The 18632-nt window shown below is 52.5% G+C and carries 19 protein-coding genes; 10 read left to right on the forward strand and 9 right to left on the reverse strand.

Going from position 1 to position 18632, the window contains the following annotated elements:
* Positions 1-67: 67 nt before the first annotated feature.
* Genes queC through LZ463_RS19340 form a run of 3 tightly spaced genes read left to right on the forward strand, consistent with a single transcriptional unit; the run spans position 68 to position 3037 of the window.
* Complete coding sequence (queC, locus tag LZ463_RS19330; protein ID WP_241457453.1) at positions 68-790, forward strand: 7-cyano-7-deazaguanine synthase QueC; 723 nt, start codon at positions 68-70, stop codon at positions 788-790.
* A 57-nt stretch (positions 791-847) separates the two neighbouring features.
* Positions 848-1591 carry a metallophosphoesterase family protein gene (locus LZ463_RS19335; RefSeq protein ID WP_241457454.1) on the forward strand — a complete coding sequence of 248 codons (744 nt, stop codon included), beginning with the start codon at positions 848-850 and terminating at the stop codon, positions 1589-1591.
* 9 nt (positions 1592-1600) lie between these two features.
* Positions 1601-3037, forward strand: coding sequence for a bifunctional serine/threonine-protein kinase/universal stress protein (locus tag LZ463_RS19340; protein WP_241457455.1), 1437 nt, complete (start codon positions 1601-1603; stop codon positions 3035-3037).
* Positions 3038-3044: 7 nt separating this feature from the next.
* Here LZ463_RS19340 and LZ463_RS19345 read toward each other — a convergent pair whose 3' ends face one another.
* Together LZ463_RS19345 and LZ463_RS19350 are read right to left on the reverse strand one after the other, a co-directional pair.
* Positions 3045-3791, reverse strand: a complete 747-nt coding sequence (locus LZ463_RS19345) for a DUF3108 domain-containing protein (RefSeq protein WP_241457456.1) — start codon at positions 3789-3791, stop codon at positions 3045-3047.
* Positions 3792-3793: 2 nt separating this feature from the next.
* Entirely contained in the window at positions 3794-4933 is a 1140-nt protein-coding gene (locus LZ463_RS19350) for a DUF3108 domain-containing protein (RefSeq protein ID WP_241457457.1), read from the reverse strand.
* A gap of 115 nt (positions 4934-5048) precedes the next feature.
* Between LZ463_RS19350 and LZ463_RS19355 the strand changes: the two genes are divergently transcribed.
* Both LZ463_RS19355 and LZ463_RS19360 read left to right on the forward strand, forming a co-directional pair.
* Positions 5049-6338: a branched-chain amino acid ABC transporter substrate-binding protein gene (locus tag LZ463_RS19355; protein WP_241457458.1), complete on the forward strand. Its 1290-nt coding sequence runs from the start codon at positions 5049-5051 to the stop codon at positions 6336-6338.
* A gap of 64 nt (positions 6339-6402) precedes the next feature.
* The gene (locus LZ463_RS19360) at positions 6403-7233 is read left to right on the forward strand and encodes a PhaM family polyhydroxyalkanoate granule multifunctional regulatory protein (protein ID WP_241457459.1); all 831 of its coding nucleotides are present in this window, start codon (positions 6403-6405) and stop codon (positions 7231-7233) included.
* A gap of 68 nt (positions 7234-7301) precedes the next feature.
* On the opposite strand, the gene LZ463_RS19365 is transcribed toward LZ463_RS19360, so the two are convergent.
* A complete protein-coding gene (locus tag LZ463_RS19365; RefSeq protein WP_241457460.1) occupies positions 7302-8270 on the reverse strand; it encodes a hypothetical protein in 969 nt (322 codons plus the stop codon).
* Between the two features lie 279 nt (positions 8271-8549).
* Between LZ463_RS19365 and LZ463_RS19370 the strand changes: the two genes are divergently transcribed.
* Positions 8550-8975, forward strand: a complete 426-nt coding sequence (locus tag LZ463_RS19370; protein ID WP_241457461.1) for a hypothetical protein — start codon at positions 8550-8552, stop codon at positions 8973-8975.
* Positions 8976-8988: 13 nt separating this feature from the next.
* A complete protein-coding gene (locus LZ463_RS19375) occupies positions 8989-9918 on the forward strand; it encodes a hypothetical protein (RefSeq protein ID WP_241457462.1) in 930 nt (309 codons plus the stop codon).
* Between the two features lie 62 nt (positions 9919-9980).
* Here LZ463_RS19375 and LZ463_RS19380 read toward each other — a convergent pair whose 3' ends face one another.
* Positions 9981-10508, reverse strand: coding sequence for a PadR family transcriptional regulator (locus LZ463_RS19380; RefSeq protein ID WP_241457463.1), 528 nt, complete (start codon positions 10506-10508; stop codon positions 9981-9983).
* Positions 10509-10640: 132 nt separating this feature from the next.
* Here LZ463_RS19380 and LZ463_RS19385 point away from each other — a divergent pair, with 132 nt between their 5' ends.
* Positions 10641-12656, forward strand: a complete 2016-nt coding sequence (locus LZ463_RS19385; protein ID WP_241457464.1) for an NADPH-dependent 2,4-dienoyl-CoA reductase — start codon at positions 10641-10643, stop codon at positions 12654-12656.
* Between the two features lie 66 nt (positions 12657-12722).
* Here the strand turns inward: LZ463_RS19385 and LZ463_RS19390 are convergent, their stop codons facing one another.
* Complete coding sequence (locus LZ463_RS19390) at positions 12723-13619, reverse strand: hypothetical protein (RefSeq protein ID WP_241457465.1); 897 nt, start codon at positions 13617-13619, stop codon at positions 12723-12725.
* A gap of 95 nt (positions 13620-13714) precedes the next feature.
* The gene (locus LZ463_RS19395; RefSeq protein WP_241457466.1) at positions 13715-13963 is read right to left on the reverse strand and encodes a hypothetical protein; all 249 of its coding nucleotides are present in this window, start codon (positions 13961-13963) and stop codon (positions 13715-13717) included.
* Positions 13964-14155: 192 nt separating this feature from the next.
* Between LZ463_RS19395 and LZ463_RS19400 the strand changes: the two genes are divergently transcribed.
* Positions 14156-14686, forward strand: a complete 531-nt coding sequence (locus tag LZ463_RS19400; RefSeq protein ID WP_241457467.1) for a hypothetical protein — start codon at positions 14156-14158, stop codon at positions 14684-14686.
* Positions 14687-14698: 12 nt separating this feature from the next.
* On the forward strand, positions 14699-16543 hold the full coding sequence (locus tag LZ463_RS19405; protein ID WP_241457468.1) for a phosphoethanolamine transferase: 1845 nt from the start codon (positions 14699-14701) through the stop codon (positions 16541-16543).
* Positions 16544-16545: 2 nt separating this feature from the next.
* On the opposite strand, the gene LZ463_RS19410 is transcribed toward LZ463_RS19405, so the two are convergent.
* The 3 genes from LZ463_RS19410 to LZ463_RS19420 all read right to left on the reverse strand — a co-directional run bounded on the left by LZ463_RS19410 (position 16546) and on the right by LZ463_RS19420 (position 18576).
* Positions 16546-17550, reverse strand: coding sequence for a hypothetical protein (locus tag LZ463_RS19410; RefSeq protein ID WP_241457469.1), 1005 nt, complete (start codon positions 17548-17550; stop codon positions 16546-16548).
* Positions 17551-17725: 175 nt separating this feature from the next.
* Positions 17726-18202, reverse strand: a complete 477-nt coding sequence (locus LZ463_RS19415; RefSeq protein ID WP_241457470.1) for a hypothetical protein — start codon at positions 18200-18202, stop codon at positions 17726-17728.
* Entirely contained in the window at positions 18202-18576 is a 375-nt protein-coding gene (locus LZ463_RS19420; protein ID WP_241457471.1) for a hypothetical protein, read from the reverse strand. Before LZ463_RS19420 ends, LZ463_RS19415 begins: the two co-directional genes overlap by 1 nt.
* Positions 18577-18632: the final 56 nt, after the last annotated feature.

Genomic DNA, 18632 nt, shown 5'->3' on the forward strand with positions numbered 1-18632 from the left:
CAAGATGCACGGATGCATCAAGTGTTGCATACTTTTTCAACGGGTTTATCTTAATTTTTAATCGATTATGAACAAATTGACCACCAAAGACAGCGCCCTGGTGCTTTTTAGCGGCGGACAGGATTCTGCCACCTGCCTGGCCTGGGCATTGTCGCGTTATGCCCATGTAGAGACGATAGGGTTTGATTACGGTCAGCGTCATGCCATAGAACTCAGCGTCAGACCTGTCCTGCTGAAAAAAATGCGTGAATTTTCTGCAAAATGGCAGGCCGCTCTTGGCGAAGATCATATGATAGACCTGTCCCTGATTTCGCAATTGTCCCATACTGCGATGACTGAAGATATTGCCATAGAAATGCAGGAAAACGGCTTACCCAACACCTTTGTCCCTGGGCGCAACCTGATGTTCATGATGACGGCCGCCACACTGGCTTACCGGCGCGGCCTGAATGTGCTGGTGGGCGGTATGTGCGAAACCGATTTTTCCGGTTATCCGGATTGTCGTGATGACACCATGAAAGCCTTGCAGGTTGCACTCAACCTGGGCATGAATACCCGCCTCAAGCTGGAAACGCCGCTGATGTGGATCAACAAGGCGCAAACCTGGCAACTGGCAGAGCAGCTTGGCAGTACCGCGCTGGTCGACTTGATACGTGAAGACACCCACACCTGCTACCTCGGACAACGTGGCAGCATGCACCCCTGGGGCCATGGCTGCGGCACCTGCCCGGCCTGCACCCTGCGGGCCCGCGGGTATGAGCAATATGTGGCAGGTGATTTCAGCATGTAAGTATGCTGTTAGTTTGCTCTGCTACACTGAAAACTTCATCACCAGAATGCCGGCCCCATGCTGATCGCCTTTTTTACTGACCTGCACGCCAATCGTGAAGCGCTGGAAGCCTGCCTGACGCATGCCAGGCAGCGCAAGGTCACGCAGTATGCTTTTCTCGGAGACCTGGTCGGTTATGGGGCGGACCCGGCCTGGGTACTTGATACCGTCATGCAGCATGTCAATGAGGGGGCCTGGGCATTGATGGGCAACCATGATGCTGCCTTGCGGCACAGGGATGGCCAGAGTATGAACCAGACCGCCAGAAAGGTGGTGGACTGGACCAGGACGCAGCTCAATGCCGCACAGCTTGATTTCATCACCAACCTGCCTTACCGTATAGAGTGGCAGGATTTGTTGTTTGTACATGCCAATGCCTGGGCGCCGGAAGAGTGGGAATATATAGACGGAGTCATGGAAGCCACACGCAGCATGCATGCCACCAGAGCCGCCATCACTTTTTGCGGTCATGTCCACATGCCTACGCTGTTCCACCTTAGCGCGACTGGCAAGACCGGTGAGTTTTTACCTATGCCTGAAGAAAGCATACCGCTCAGCAAACAAAGACGCTGGCTGGTGATACCGGGCTCCCTGGGCCAGCCGCGTGACGGCAACCCAGCCGCTTGTTATGCCAGCTTTGACACCGACAGCCAGTACCTCACGTATTACCGCGTCCCCTACGACACCGAAACTGCCTGCCAGAAGATCATCGCTGCCGGGTTGCCGCCCATGCTGGGGCGCAGGCTGCTGACCGGTAACTAGGGCCGCCTGATGAGTGAACACAGCCAGCATCGCTTGCAGACCGGCATGGAGTTCGATGGCTACCGCCTCGAAGAAAAACTGCATACTGGCGGCATGGCAGCGCTCTGGCGCGTCACGGATTTGCGCGGACGCCATCAGGTCGGTACAGATACGGATCAGCAATTGCCGTTGATAATGAAAGTGCCGTTGCTGTATGCCAGCGATGATCCGACCGCCATTGTCGCCTTTGAGGTCGAGCAGATGATCATGCCCAAGCTCAAGGGCGCGCATGTGCCACGCTACCTGGGTGCCGGCGATTTTGATGCACAGCCATATATCGTGATGGAGCTGATTGCCGGTACGTCCCTGCGCGGCCGTTTTGAACAGGCGCCTCTGGAGGTTGCTGAAGTCGTTGATATCGGCATCAAGGTCGCCCATGCCTTGCAAGACCTGCACAGGCAGCATGTCATCCATCTTGATATCAAGCCCAGCAACATCATGTTTCGTGCAGACGGTGCGGCAGTGCTGATCGATTTCGGGCTGTCGCGCCATGACAGGCTGCCGGATTTGCTTGATGAGGAATTCCGCCTGCCACTGGGTACAGGACCGTATATCTCGCCTGAGCAGGTACTGGGTGTGCGCAATGAACCGCGCAGTGATTTATTTTCTCTGGGCGTACTCCTGTATCACCTGGCGACTGGCCGACGTCCCTTTGGTCATCCGACCTCGGTGGCGGGTCTGAAAAAACGCCTTTACCGCGATCCGGTTCCGCCATGCAGGCATCGGCCCGACTTGCCTGCCTGGCTGCAGGAAATCATTTTGCGTTGCCTTGAAGTCGACCCCAAAGCGCGTTTTGACACTGCAGCGCAACTGGCCTTTGTATTGCAGAATCCGGACCAGTTGCAATTGACTGCCAGAGCAGAAAAACGGGAGCAGGATACCTACTGGTCAGTATTGAAGCGTCGCCTCCAGGCGGTAGGGGCGGAGCCTGGTTTGATGCATAGCGTATCAGAACAGCTGGCGCGTGCTCCCATCATCGTTGTGGCCCTGGACCTGGGCAGCAGTAGTGATGCACTGACAGAAAACCTGCGCAATATCACCAGCCGCATGCTGCAAACCCAGCCTGGCGCCAGACTGGCTTGCCTGACTGTGCGCAAGGTCAGCCGTATAGGCATGGATGAAAGCCTGATACAGCATGGTGAGAATATCCACGTCAAGCAACTGGTCGATCTTAAACACTGGGCCCGTCCGTTCAGCCTGACACCTGACAAAGTCACCTTTCATGTACTGGAAGCGCCTGACCCGGCTACTGCCATCATCGAGTATGCGCAGAGCAACCGGGTGGACCATATCATCATCGGCTCACGTGGCAGTTCAGCACTGCGCCGTTATCTGGGCAGCGTATCGGCCCAGGTGGTGGCCGAGGCGGAATGTACGGTAACTGTAGTGAAGGCGCAGGAAAAGTAAGCTGAACCTATTTCTTGATGCTTTCCAGCACCTGATCCACAAAATCACCATCGGCATCAGCGAATTTCAAACGCACCGGATACCATTCCAGGCCAGGAGCCAGCCAGAGGTCCAGTTGCTGGTCTTTTGAGTCAGCTGGCGGTGCTTTGCTGACGTGGACGGCGGGCATGTCACCTAAAGGTGTTTTGACGTTTTCCGCACCCAATACCTTGAAGGTCCAGGGGTCGGCATCGCGACGTCCGGCCACCAGCATCTTCCATTCTGTTCCGGCCTTGAAATTATCACCGGCTGCACGGGCAAGGGCGATCAGCTGCCAGGTGGCGCTGGTTCTGTCCTGTTCGCCACCTTTCAGTGGATAGGTTTCTGTGGATGCAGTGAAACGCAGGGTCTTGCTGTCACGGTCAAAACTGCTGGTGGTAGCTGGTTTGTTAAAACGTTTTTCGATGAATTTATCAGGTGCCAGCCCGTAGTCATCAATGCTGCCCTGGCTGCTGGCGTCAAGGATCTTGCCAAGCAGCATGGCGCGGGTTTCCGTGATGATGCTGTATTTCTGGTCTGCATGCTGCCATTTGACCGAGGCTGAACCGCTCAGCGGTATGCCGCTTTGTTTGGCCTTGATACTGTATTGCAACTCTGCCGGTGGTGGCAGCCTGGTGGCATGTCTGGGATTGGCTTCACTGGCCTGTGCTGCCGCCATATGGAACAGGCTGCCAGTCAGTATCAGTGAAATGAAGATGATGTCAGGCTTGCGCATGTTTATCTTTCCGTATTGGGGATGCTGACGATTTTGGTCGCAGTCTGGGTAGTCACTGCACCATTGCTTTCGGTATTGCGTATCTGTATTGGGTACCAGTATTGTTCCGGCGCCAGCCAGACTTCGAGTTTGGAATTGTAGGTACCAGGCCGTGGCGGGCGTACCACGTGCCAGGCCATGATCTTGCCCATTTTGGTCTCCACCTCTTCGAGTGCCGTTACGACAAACACGAAGGTCGCCACGTCGCGTTCTTCAGCAACCTGCAGGCGTATTTCGCGACCTGGCTGGAATTTATCGGGTTCGGCATTACCTATACCTGCCAGCTGCATGATGAAACTGGCCTTGTCCTGAGCACCATCTTGTATCTCGGTACTCTTGTTAGAGGCTGAAAAGCTGACTGATTTTTTTGCGTGGTCAAAGTGTGTGGCGGTTTCACTGCGATTGCGTCTTTTCTCGGTACTGCTGGCCGGTGTAATGCCGTACACGTCTATGCTGCCTTCGCTGTGCAGTTGATACAGGTTGAGCGAGGTGAACAGCAAATCCAGCTTGGCTTCAATGTTCATCTTGTAACGGGCGTTCTTTAACTCCCAGTTCAGTTCCCCTTCGCCAAAAGTAGGATTTTTGTTCGGTTCAGTGCGGACTATACGCATACTGATGGTGCCGGTCTGCGGTGGCCGTATGGGGTAGGTCTGCGGTCCTTCATTGCTGACCGCATCATTGGCGAGTGGCGCTGATACTTCTTCTGCCTTTGTTTCGGGTTTGCTTTCTGCCGGGATGACGGGTACCGGGGGCTTGACCTCGGCAGCGACGACGATTGCTGGTTCAGGCTCAGGTGCTGGCAGGGAAGGGTTGACCGGGCTGATAGCTGGTTCGATTTTTTTTTCAGGAACAGGTTTTTTTTCTTCAGGGGCAGCCATTGGGCCTGTTTTTACAATGCTGTTGCCAGCTTTTTGCTCGTTTTGTTCAGGTACGTCCCTGAATTGCACAGCGATGGAATTTTCTTCCATCCTGGGTTTGGCGGGGGGCGCATCCATGTCCAGATTATGCAAAACCAACAGATGCAACAAGACCGCAAGGGTCAGGAAAATCAGGTTCTGACGCTTGATGACGCTGTGCTCAAATGTAGGTGCAATTGTATTCATCCTGCTAGTGTAAACGCAGATGCTGATTTTTGGATGACCAGCCTGGTTTTGCATGGAGGTAAAATGGTATTTTTATAGCAAAACCGGTTTTTGCTCAATGCACAAGGTATCTCTGATGTTAATAATAATCAAATCCCGATTGACCCGTTTGAGGCGATACAGTCTCTGCGTGTTGTTGGGGCTGCCCGTCAGCATGCAGGCAGCGCAAGCACCTTTACCCGCCATACGCATAGGTATGATCGATGGCATGAGTGGCGCTTTCAGCAATGCTGGCGAGGCCGTATACAGAAATCTGCAAATTGCCATAGAACGCGTCAATGCCCGTGGTGGCGTGCGCCTGCCAGATGGCGGGCACCCGCTGGCTTTAAGCAGTTTCGACAATAAACAAGGGGTTGAAGAGTCGCTGACTGCACTCAAGCATGTGACTGACCAGCGCATTCCCTTCGTTGTCCAGGGTAATAGTTCTGCCGTGGCGCTGGCCCTGGTCGAAGCGATCAACAAGCATAATCAGCGTACCCCGGACAATCGTCTGCTGTTTCTGAATTATTCCGCAGTCGACCCGGTGCTGACCAATGAAAAATGCAGTTACTGGCATTTCCGTTTTGATGCTCATGCCGATATGCGTATGAACGCCCTCACTGAGGTCATCAAACAGGACGGCCGTGCAAAAAAAATCTATCTGATAGGCCAGGATTACAGTTTTGGCCGTCAGGTCAATAAATCTGCCCGTACCATGCTGGCAGAAAAACGCCCCGACATCAGCATCGTTGGCGAAGACCTGCATCCCATAGGCAAGATCAAGGACTTTGCCCCATATGCAGCAAAGATCAAGGCCAGTGGCGCCGATGCCGTCATCACCGGCAACTGGGGTAATGACCTGACCCTGCTGGTCAAGGCTGTCCGGGATGCCGGCATGCTGACCAAGTTCTATACTTTCTATGGTAATGGCCTGGGCGCGCCGGCTGCCCTGGGCGATGCCGGCCTGGGACGGGTGCGTGCCGTGGCTGAATGGCATCCGAATGCCGGGGGAACTGACAGCGACGGCTTCTACCAGCAATTCCGTCAGCGTTTTCCTGATCCGCGCGATGACTATGTACATCTGCGCATGCAAGTCATGGTGGAAATGCTGGCCAGTGCCATAGAGAAGGCCAGGACTACGGAAGCTGCTGCCGTTGCCCGTGCCCTGGAAGGTGCGCAATACAAGAACGCCTTCCATGACGCCAGGATGCGGGCAGAAGACCATCAACTGATACAACCTTTGTATGTATCCGTCATGCAAAAGAAAGGCGATAATGGGGTGCGCTTTGACAATGAAGGCAGCGGTTATGGTTTCAAAACCGAGCGCTATTTTGATGCGCGATTGACGGCCCTGCCCAGCTCATGCAAGATGAACAGGATACCTTGATGCATCTGCTAAACGGCTGGTCCGCACCGATTATGATGTTCTGGAAAAATAAAGGAAAAATCTGATGAGTAATCCGTTTTCTGGTTCTGAAATCCCCGGCATGAACGCCATGGGTGACACCCTGTCTTTCGTCAAAAAACTCTGGGGCAGCATGCAGGTCCCTGGCATGGTCGCGCCACCGATGTCCGTCGATGAACTCGACAAGAAAATCCAGGACTTGAAGACAGTGGAGTCCTGGCTGAGCGTCAACATGAACATGCTGCGCGGTACCATACAGGCGCTGGAAGTGCAGCGCGCGACGATCGCCGCCCTGCAATCCCTGGGGGAAAGCTTTGCCCAGCATGCACAACAGGCCAGCGCCATGGCTGAGCAGGCTGCCACGCCTTTTTCTACCAAGCAGGCAGAAGAAGTGCATAGCAATGCCAACTGGCCCATGCATCCGGCAGCCGACAAGATACCTGAACCTGACCCTGATGCCGAGATTGATGAAGACGAGGACATGCCGCCTGATGGCGAGGTGAAAACCCAGGCTGAATCCGGCACCATACCTGCTGATGAATCGGCGCAAGCAGCCAGCGACAGCAATGCACAGTTTGCCAATCCCGCTGCCTGGTGGGGATTGTTGCAGGAACAGTTCAAGCAGGCCGTCAGTAAAGCCATGGAAACCGAGAAACCGGCCAGTTCAGCGGCAACAGAGGAAACATTAAAAAAGGCTGGCGGGAAAAAAAAGGCAACAGCAGCAACCACAAGTAAGAGTAAGCCGAGTGCAAAACCCGGAGCTGCCGACACTACTAAAGCTGCACCGAAAACTGCTGCTAAAACTACTGGCAAGCCAGCCGCCAGGTCATCTGTCGCCGCCAAATCTGCCGTCAAGCAAGGCAAAACCGCAAAATAGGCAGTTTTGAGTCGCTCATAAAAACATGACACCCTTTTGGGTGCCATGTTTTATTGTCTCCCAGATTATCAGATACCAGTATCTTCCTTGGGGCATTTGACCTTGCTGACAGGTTTAATCTCTACTGCCTGTAAATTGGCATCAAGTCCCCAGGCACTGACTGGTTTTTCTATCAGACGGTTACCCTTGCCAAGAGTGACAGTATTGACAACAGTTAAATTGCGTTGCTTGCCAAACGTGCAGTCGCCCGACAAGTTAATCCCCTGGTTGGCGACAGGTGGCGGTAAAGGTATGTCTACTACCTTCAGTGGCGGCTTGGTCAGTTCTGCGGCAGGCATAGAGTTGTAATCAATATTGCTGTCGATGACGAAGGCCGCTGCTGCGGGGCGGCTCACACCGGGTGTTTCCATCTCTCTGCCAGTGAATTTACTCATTACTGCCATAGGTTTTCCAGCGATCTCACCTGTCGCTACCGTGGCCCAGCCACGCTGGAAGTCCCGACGTGATGGTGAATTGGCAGCAGGAGGGGCGGCTTGTGCTGCTTGCATGGCTGGCGCTGCAGGTGCGGCAGGGGTGGCGGTTTTTGCTGGTACAGCAGGTACTGCCTGGGTGGCCGGCATGGCGCTTGCGGCCTTGGCCGCGTCGGCGGCTTTCTTGTAGAGACCATCGAAGGGAACATCACCCCAGGCACTGGCACAGGATTCTGCCTGTAATTTCATGCCGCCGGCGGCACGCTTCAGGTTCACGGTGCAGCGGCCCTCCGTATATGTCCAACCGCCGGGAGCATCGCTCAACTGGCCTTCGCCTGCACCAGTGTGCAGATTGCCCGGTTTACCTTTTTCTTCCACTTCAAGCAGGAATTTACCATTTGGCTTGATTGTCAGCATTCGCTCGAATTTACTATCGCTGGCTTCATAAACGCCAGGCAGGGGATAGGGACTGTAATCTGCAGCATGGGCGCTGACCGCCAGGCTGGACAGGGCCAGGCACACAGGCAGCAGACCAGGGAAGGTGAGTGATGAAGTTGATTTTTTCATGGGAAGTAAAAGCATGACGCTATGTTGATAATCGGTAGGGGAATGGAAATCTGATCTCATTCCAGTGAAACAATGAAATGTGATGCATTAATGTCATTCGATCTTGCATGAGGAGGCAAACCATGTCAATCAAGTAATTGTGTGTTTTATATGAATGCGCAACAATATGTAAGCAGGCTTGTGTTGAGGCAGATACTTTGATATCAGCTTATGTGAAAAAAATCTGATGACTAAATGCATACTGGCAGTGAGTACTGACAGTCTTGATATTCAGGAGTAATGACATTGGCATTTATATATGAAAGAATTCCAGAGCAAGATATCACCAGCTATGGACTGCGTGAAATTGACCAGCAATTCCCTATGGCGGTGGCTTCCAGATGGGCTATCGACCGTGAGCGTGATATCTACCTGCGTTACATGACCTATGAACGTGAACAACCTTCACACAAGAACTTCAGCTTTTTCTGGAAAAACAATTTGTTCCGCCTGTGTCTGGCCAGCGAGGGCCACAGCCTGGATGGTGATAAATGGTGCACCAGCTGGACCTGGCTGAGCATGCGCGATCCGGGGCCGGATGCCAGCAAAGTGTTTGATACGCATCGTGATGCCATACTGATTGACCTGAAGGACGCCTTGCGTGCTTACAGAGACGGCTCTCTAAATCCGACCTATGTCGGACATGTTGCGCAGTTTGACTTTTAAACGGGGCTAGCCTATGTCAGGTCTTAGTTACCAGCAAGCTTTGGACTTGCTGCAAAATCACCCGGATGATTACCGCAGCCCTGCGTCCCTGGCTGATCTTGCCAGTCGGGTGTCAGTAGTCGCTGACGGACAGGTTACCTTGCTGTATGGCGGCATGGTGCACAAGGACATCTCCAGCAATGACCTGGTTGAACTGATGCTTGAAAATCACGAAGACATCCGTGCCATCAACAAGACACCGCTGGCGAGCTTCCTGCAATCTGAAGATTATCTCGAAGCCGTGGCCCATGCGCATGGCTGTAAATCTGTGGATGAAGTGCTAGCCAATCGCAGTCACCCTGCCAATCAATTCATGTTTGCGGCAACTGATGGCCGCTGGGCTGATGCCTCTGCCCGCTTTGCTGCTGCTACCAAAGGCGAGGTGGTGACGCTCAGCAGTTATGCCGGGGCTGACCGTACCCTGGGTCTGGTAGAACTGCCGACGATACTGAAGAACCCGGACGTTACACAGATCAATGGCAAACCCATCAAGGTATTTCAGGATATCTACGAAGAAACCGGTTCACTGGCTGAAGTATTCAAGGCAGTTTCTGCCTCATCCTACGAGTTGATGCGCAATATGGAAGTCAAGGCTTCCACCCAGGTCAACAAGGACGGTACGGAGAGGCAGGTTGCGGAAAAGGTTGGTTCAAAAAGCCTGTTTGAAAAATCTCCCTACCTGGGCAGCGTACTGGAGAAAGGTGAAGCGAATCTGTCGATAGCGGCCATCCCTGATGCCAGGGCCAGGACCAATATAGAAGAAGGCAGGCACTATCTTGATAAGGCGGCCAACAAGATGGATAAGCCTATACTGTTGTCGGCAGTCGATACACCGTCGTCCCGCTTGCTGGCGCGCAGTCAGCCGCCGGAACTAAAAACAGGATCGGCAGCCAGCACGCCCTGAGACGGATTGTATAAATGAGCGCAGTAATATGGGGCTGTGAGAGAGCAACTGTGCTGCACCATTTATTCCCGCAAGATTTGCAGGGCTTCCCTGGTCCATTGTATCTTGCTTTCTTCAAAGGTGATGCCAGCCTTCAGGATCAGGTAGCGTAGCTTGTCTTCCCGCGATAGCACGGGGGAACTGAAGTCGCGTCTTTCTATGTCGCGATAGGTTTGCAATTCCTGCTCGTGTAGTTGCAGGCGGCGAGCGAACTCTTCCACCAGCCCCAATGGCCCTATGGCGGCATCAGCACGCAATTTGACCATCATGTCGTCACGCTGTCTGCCCGGTTCACTGCTTTCCCTGGCCCAGCGACGTAATTCTTCCGTGCCGCTTGGCAGTATCCTGAACTGTTTTTTTCCTGCCCGCCCGCCTTCCACTTCGCGTGACTCTACCCAGCCCTGCACTTCCATACGTGCCAGTTCCCGGTAAATCTGCTGGTGGGTGGCATGCCAGAAATAACCGATGGATTTGTCAAAGCGCCGTGCCAGTTCGTAACCGGAACTCGGTTTTTCAGCGATTGAAGTCAGCAGGGCGTGAGGCAGGGACATGATTAGAGTAAGTATACGGTGCGGTTTTCAGACATTTTATATGCAACTGGTTGCATAAATAAAGCTGTTTCGCTATCCTCTTATGCACTCAGTTGCATATTTGTTTGCTCTCCCTCTTTCTAAGGAAAAGCCATGTCTTTTTATCCGCATTTGACAAAGCCACTCGATCTGGGTTTCACCACCTTGCCAAACCGCCTTCTGATGGGTTCCATGCACGTCGGCCTGGAAGAGGTGGACAACGGCTTCGAACGCATGGCGGCGTTTTATGCAGAGCGTGCCCGTGGCGGCGTGGCCCTGATCGTCACCGGCGGTATAGCACCGAACGAAAGGGCGCGTCCCATGCATGGCGGCGCCATGCTGACGACTGAGGCAGAAGCCGAACATCACAAGATAGTGACCAGGGCCGTGCATGAAGCCGGTGGTAAGATTGCCATGCAGATTCTGCATTTCGGCCGTTATTCCTACCAGCCCAGTCTGGTGGCGCCAAGCGCCATCAAGGCGCCGATCAATCCTTTCAAGCCCCATGCGCTGACAACTGAAGAAGTCGAAGAAACGATATCTGACTTTGTCCGCTGCGCAGCCCTGGCGCAGTCAGCCGGTTATGATGGTGTTGAGGTCATGGGGTCGGAAGGTTATCTGATCAATGAATTCATCGCTGCCTGTACCAACCAGCGTGATGATGAATGGGGCGGCGCCTATGAAAACCGCATGCGTTTCCCGGTGGAGATCGTCCGCCGCATACGTGAAAAAGTCGGCGCCAACTTCATCATCATTTATCGCCTGTCCATGCTTGACCTGGTAGAAGGTGGCTCCACACTCGATGAAGTGATACAACTGGCCAAAGCCATAGAAGCAGCTGGTGCCACCATCATCAATACCGGCATAGGCTGGCATGAAGCACGCATCCCCACCATTGCGACCAAGGTACCGCGTGCGGCCTTTGCCTGGGTCACCAAAAAACTCAAGGGTCACGTCAATATTCCATTGATCGCCACCAACCGCATCAACACACCTGAAGTGGCCGAGCAATTGCTGGCGGATGATTATTGTGACATGGTATCGATGGCTCGTCCGCTGCTGGCGGATCCGTTGTTCATGCGCAAGGCTGAACAGGGCCGGGCAGATGAAATCAATACCTGCATAGGCTGCAACCAGGCTTGTCTGGACCATACCTTTGGCGGCAAAGTCACATCCTGCCTTGTCAATCCACGTGCCTGTCATGAAACGGAATTGCTTGATGCTCCGCTGGTTAAAGTCAAAAAGATTGCTGTCGTGGGCGCAGGGCCTGCCGGTCTCAGCTTTGCCACTACCGCCGCCAATCGCGGCCATGCGGTCACCCTGTTTGATGCGGCATCAGAGATAGGCGGGCAGTTCAATATAGCCAAGCAGGTTCCGGGCAAGGAAGAGTTTTATGAAACCCTGCGTTATTTCAGCAAGCAGATCAACCTGACTGGCGTGAATCTGAAATTGAATACCGGGGTGGAAGCCGCAGATTTGCAAGACTTTGATGAAGTCGTACTGGCGACGGGCATCAGCCCGCGCACGCCGGCCATAGAAGGTGTTGATCATCCTAAAGTACTCAGCTATCTCGACGTCTTGCGTGACAAGAAACCGGTTGGCAAATCGGTTGCCATCATCGGTGCTGGTGGTATAGGTTTTGACGTGGCGGAATACCTGAGTCACAACGGTACCAGCCCCAGCCTGGACCCGCAAAAATTCTTTGCTGAATGGGGGGTTGATACCGATTACAAAAACGTTGGTGGCTTGCGCACTGCAGAGGTGGAAAAACCGGCACGCCAGATCTTCCTGTTACAGCGCAAGACATCCAAGGTCGGTGACGGCCTGGGCAAGACTACTGGCTGGATACATCGCACCGGCTTGAAGAACCGCGAAGTGCAGATGATTGCCGGTGTTACCTATGACAAGATAGATGATGCGGGTTTGCATGTCACTGTGGGAGGCGAGCAAAAACTGATCCCGGTGGATAATGTCATCCTCTGTGCCGGGCAGGAGCCCAGGCGTGATTTGCAGTCAGCCCTGGAAGCCGCAGGCAAGAAAGTACACCTGATTGGTGGTGCTGACGTGGCTGCAGAGCTTGACGCGAAGCGTGCCATCAATCAGGGTACCAGACTGGCGGCAGCGATTTAAAGTTGAAAGACTGGTGATTTCAGGCGCAGATTAAAAGGACAGTTCCGATGAACTGTCCTTTTTTATTCAGGTGAACAACTTTTCATATTCAGGCCTGTCCTGATCAGAGATAAAGGCATCCAGGTACAAGCTCCAGGAGTTCTGGTTATGGTCCGTCATGCTCTTGTTCATGCCGGGTATCAGGGCCAGTTTGGCTGGTGGCAGGGAACGTTTGCGTATTGCATCAAACACGATGCCGCTGAAATGCTCGGCGAAACTGACCGGACTGGCCGCTTCTCTCAGCAGACGGTCCACGATGGCAATTTTTTCTACCCTCTGGGTGTCGATGAAGTAACGCATCATCTTTGACAGAGGAGATTGCGGCGAATTCTTTTCCAGTCTCAGTTGCTGACGCAAGATGATTCTTTGCGTATCGGTATTCAACCTGTTTTCTATCAATTCCAGAACAGCGGGGTTGGGTGCAGCCAGGGCTACTTCCAGCATGGTCCAGCGCTCGTGCTCACTTTTTGCGTAATCGATGATGTTGTCGCAACTGATGCCGGCAGTCAGTGCTTCATCAGAAATCAGGCCGCTGTCTTCGCTCATGGCGAAGTGCGTTTTGCTGACAGATTCACCCATGCTGTCCAACAACCTGGTGGTGATGGGCAGGTTGCCAAAAAAAACTGAAAACCCGAGGATGTTGCCATACAGCTTTACCTTGGAGCGGTCTGACACTGCAAAGGCGCGCAGGAAATCATTGCTGTCCCTGGGCAGGGTGCAACGCTGGAAACGATGACGAGGATACCCCTTGGCCAGGTAGGTTTCGACGATGCGCAAACCATTTTCTGCCTGCAGGCATTCGGCAACGGTAGGGACTACACCGTCGTTACCTTCTATGGCATAACCATCAATGATGATTCTGGCACAATGTCTTTTTATGTCTGCGTCGGAAAAAGACGGTGCATGCAGGAGTTCGGAAAGCACAAAAAATGACCTTTACTTGAGATTGGTAGGGGTGACGTGATATCTAGACAGATACAATATTGACACAGATTGACGCAAGGCAATAGTGGGTACGCTTATCTGCCCTGTTTTCTTGCCTGTTCATCACGCCAGTCCAGGTATTCCGGGAAAGTCATCTCACGGATTGCCACGCAGTTCCTCAAGCCCTGACTGACCGTCATTTCAAAAGTTTCCGGATTGATGACTGCCTGGGGATAAACTTCGCAACGATATAGCATGGGCAAGCCACTCGGACGTGGCTGATTAGGTGCCAGCATCTCGTTGCCTATCATATTGGCCAGCATGGCGATCAGTATGGTATTCATGCTCTTCCCTGGATGGACTGCATCCTGTTTGAGTCTTCAAAATAGGGCGACAGCCGTTTTTTGAGCAGTTTTCAGTCTGCCAATGATAACATTGATGGTAGCCCTCAATTTGTGAAAATTTTACTTTTGTTCGCTGATAAAATCCACAGTTGATATTGAAAAATCATACATGGCTTTGATAAAGAGAAAATCATGCGACTTATACCCAAATTTTTGCTGGTCATTGTGTCTGTCTCCATCGTAGGCCTGCTTTTTCATTTCCTGAGTAACAGGAGTGATCTGAATGCCGTACAGAATGCGCCGACCAAAGAGAGCCCAGCCTACGAAAGAATTATTGCAGAAGCAGAAAAGCAGTCTGACATGCAAGTCTGGCCAGGCACGTTTCAAAGTCTCATGGAAGTCAGGGGCAGGGTACTGGAGTACAAGATGAACCTGGGGGCAGACCAGAGTTTCATTTTCACGGTCGCTTCCTACGCAGACAGGGGTGAATTTAAACAGAACAGGCCTGAGGTAGTCAAGAAACTGTCTGGCAGCTACAGGGTCAAGGCGCATGTGCTTTATTTTGACAAGCTGCAGGGGCATACCGGTCTGATGTCAGATAAGGCGCGCAGTGCTGTCCGGGGATGGACACAGGATGGCATAGAATTCAAGAATGAAGATTCTGTCATGCTGATGCGCAGATATGTAGATGCAGCTAAACCGGCAATCGCTGCCGGACAATAAAGTACTGGTGATATGGACAGAGCAGACAAACAGGGTGACAAGCCGGTATCCGCTAACGGTAGTACCAATACCGGGCTTGCCTATGAACTTCTTTCCTTTTTCCTGTTGTTGCTGCCATTTGCCATCACCAATGGCATTGTGGTCGTCAAGTCGATAGACCTGCCCCTGTATGGTGGGAAAATTGTCTTGTTTGTGCTGCCAATCTCGTTCCTGCTGTTCCAGTTGTGGAAGAAAAGCCGCGTCATCAAAATCATTACTTTCTTGCTGGCCCTGCTGGCCGGTGCAGAGGCATATATTGCCTATCAGTTTGGGGGCGTGTCCGGCTCCAGCGTATTCTCCATACTGACCAGCAGCGATATGGCCGAATCACTGAGCTACGCCATGGAGCGCTGGCAGTTAATTTCTTTGTGGTTACTGTTGTGTGCAGCGTCGACTACACTGGCATGGTATGTTGCCAGGCGCAGTCGCTTCAGGGCAGGTGGTTTTCTATGCCTGAGTTTGCTGTGCCTGGCCGCCTATGGCTGGTATCTGGGGGCCATGAGTGCCAGTCTTTACCAGCGGGAAAAAAATGCTAACCGATTCCCGGTGGCCAGTACGGATGCAAAGGATAAACTGTTTGGCGTCGGCCATTTGCCACCACTGCTGTCTACCATCCGCGATACCTTTCCTTATGGCCTGCCAGTCAGGTTATGGATGTACAACCAGGAAGAAAAATTCATGCGCAGCATGGAAGAACAGACCCATGCGTTTCGTTTTGGTGCGTATTCCGTGGGCCAGCGTCCGGTGCAGGAAACCTATGTCCTGGTGCTGGGGGAGTCGGCAAGATTTGATCGCTGGTCAGTGAATGGCTATGAGCGTGATACTTCCCCCAATTTGCTCAAAGCGCGTCAGAATGGTGAACTGGCCAGCATGCAAGATATGCTGACCGCCAGGGCCTTTACCATGGGTTCGGTACCCATTTACCTCACGGGACGAGATACCATGCGTGAGGGGGCAACGCAGAAGTCATTGATATCAGCCTTCAAGGAGGCGGGTTTCAAGACTTATTTCCTGTCGACGCAGATCAAAAAAAGTTTCCTGAACAATGTGACTGCCCTGTTTGCGGCCGAGGCAGACGTGCAGCAATATTTCGAAGCCGATGAAGCCCTGGGACTGGTCCATGACGAAGAATTGTTGTTACCGTTCATGAACATCCTGCAGGAAAAAGCAGCCAGGAAACTGATTGTCCTGCATACCATGGGCAGTCATGCCGTATATACAGCACGTTATCCGAAAGCACATGAAAAATTCCAGCCTGTCAGTGATGCAAAAAAGGGTGGCTTTGGTGATCCCTTCGACAGCATGCAAGGCATATCAAATGCCTATGACAACAGCATACGCTATGCAGACCATGTCATGGGCCAGATCATGCAGGCTCTGGCTGGTCTGGATGGCTATGCGGTCATGGTGTATGGTTCTGATCATGGGCAAACCTTGCCGACACCTCAATGCAAATTCATCGGTCATGGTGTAATGAACATCGAGACCTTGCATGTACCCTATTTTGTCTGGAGCAATAAAGCGTATCGCCAGGCGCATGCACAGCAGTGGCAGCAACTGTTGAATAACCAGGAGAAGCCCGTGATGACTTCTGCTAATTTTGCCACGATGCTGGACCTTGCCGACATCCGTTATACCGGTTTTCCCTCCGAAAAAAGCCTGCTTGCCAGCCACCAACCCGGGGCGAAGAGAATGGTGACTGACATGCAAAATACCGAGTTTGATCTGGATGCATCGACCGGCAAAGGCAGTCATTGTGGTTTGCTGCATGCCAGTATTCAAGAGGCTGCCCATCCATCATTGAGGCCGGGGGACTGAATTTAAGCGGCCAGGTTTTTTCCTGCCTGAAGCAGATCCCGTGCACGGCCGGATGCATGCCAGGCTTGCACGGATTTAAGGCCTTGCTGTATGGACGCTGGCATCTGACCTGGCTTCGCGCCGAGTTGTGCGATGATTTCCCCCAGTGCATCATCGCACAGCACGTGCTCATTCTCTGGTTCTGCATGTGCAGACTTGCCCGGAACAAAGTCTGTTGTGGCGAAAACCAATGTGCCCTGGTCATACAGTTTTACCTCGTACTGCCGTACTCGCGCAGGTTTGTCCGCAAGCCTGCGTGAACGTAATAAAAATCCGCATTGATCAAGGCTGGTGTAGCAGCCGTCATTGGCCTTGTAATGCGGATGGCGCCACAATTCACCGCCATGGTTGCGATTGGCGAACTCTATCCTGACCACATTTCGCATGTCCAGCGCCAATGGTATCGTGCTTCTGGCGGTGGAGAACAGGCGCGGTACGCCATCATGGTCGCGACTCAGGTAACCTTCTGGCAGCAGGCTGAAATTTTCCGAGTGCGCCTGCCCGAGCAAGTCAGGCAGAGCGGGATCGGTGTAACCTTCCTCCATCCGTATGCGGAAATTGCAGTCACGCACGCTTTCCAGCTTGAGTATCATCTCGTCGGGCATGTCCAGTGCATACACGGTTTTCAGTACAGACTTAATCCACAGGCGCTGGCCTGATTCTGTTTCTATCTGCTCTGGCTGTATTGAGGCAATCGTGTGCAGGGGGCGGATAATGATTTCGCCAGTTTGTTTGCGCTGTATTGCTGCATCGACATAGCATTCATAGACATTGAGAGCCTTTGCCAGAATTTTTTCTTCAAAAGCAGTCAATACCGGTTCTGTTGCCCGTTTCTCCAGGATTTTTGCCAATATGGCCCGGGTTCTTTCGCGTTCAGCCGCTGGATCGGCTATGGCGTAACTGCCGAAGCGCGGTAATTCAAACAAAATGCTATCAATTCTGGTTTTGACCGTATTTGGTGTATTCATCTTTTTTTATCTGGTGCGCCAGGACCAGGGTCTGGAAAACAATTCTGTGATCATACATGCTGTCGTCAGCATTTGCTCCATCAGATGCAAAGATGCTGTCGCTAACGACACGGGCATCGCTATGGCGATCAGGTGATGGGGCATTCCCGTTTTTGCCAGACTTTTTTAAGCTGGCTTATTTAGTCAGTCTGAGCACGGGCAGTGCTTCCCCTGGTGGGATGTTGGCCAGACCATGTTTGCATAGATTCACTGCACCATCCTTGAACTTGTTTTCACCATACAGGCGAAAGGTTTCTACCTGCTTTTGTATCACTGACTGTTCTGCCAGATACTGATCGCTGACGGTTTGCATATAGATACGCCGGGTTTGCAGGCGTATATCGGCTGGCAGTTCAGGGAAGCGGGTATCAAAAGAGTCTGCCACGGAACGCGCGAAACTCCTGGTCTGGTAAATGTCTACATTGCGCAATCGGTTGGACATGGACACCATGATGATGGACGCCACATCTTCACATGCCATCTCCAGTTGAAGCAGGCTCAAGGGGACTTTCATGTTGGGCGAGGCTACCCCTTCGCTGGCAACAGGCGACGACACCTCGCCGCATGAAGATAACAGGGTGGCAAGCAACAGGACGCAGGCAATTCGTTTCATCAGGCTACGCCACAGAGTTTTGCATAAGACATGCCGATTTCATGGTGGGCCTTCAAGTGGCGCATCCACTCATCACTTTTGTGCACAACCTGCACACCATTGACTTTCAATGTCGCGGATAACTCGCGACGCAACTCTGCCAGTTGCGTTGCAGAACTGCTTTGATAGGGTTTGAGCTCAGTCTTCCAGTCTATGGTTGGAATCAGGCGATGTGATACTTGTTTCTTTTGCACGTATTGTGTTTCCAGCCGTAAAAACACCGTTTTGACTGCCGTATTTTTCATCAGGGCATGGAAAAATTCTTTTTTCCATGCAGGTAGTTGAGAATTTTCGGTTTCAATCTCGTATTTTTCGACAATATTTGTTAAGCTCATACAAATACCTTTATATAAATGAAGGTAAAAAACATTTTCTCTTCGAATGCTAGCAA

It is taken from the genome of Undibacterium paludis, assembly GCF_022568815.1.
GTDB lineage: Bacteria > Pseudomonadota > Gammaproteobacteria > Burkholderiales > Burkholderiaceae_D > Undibacterium.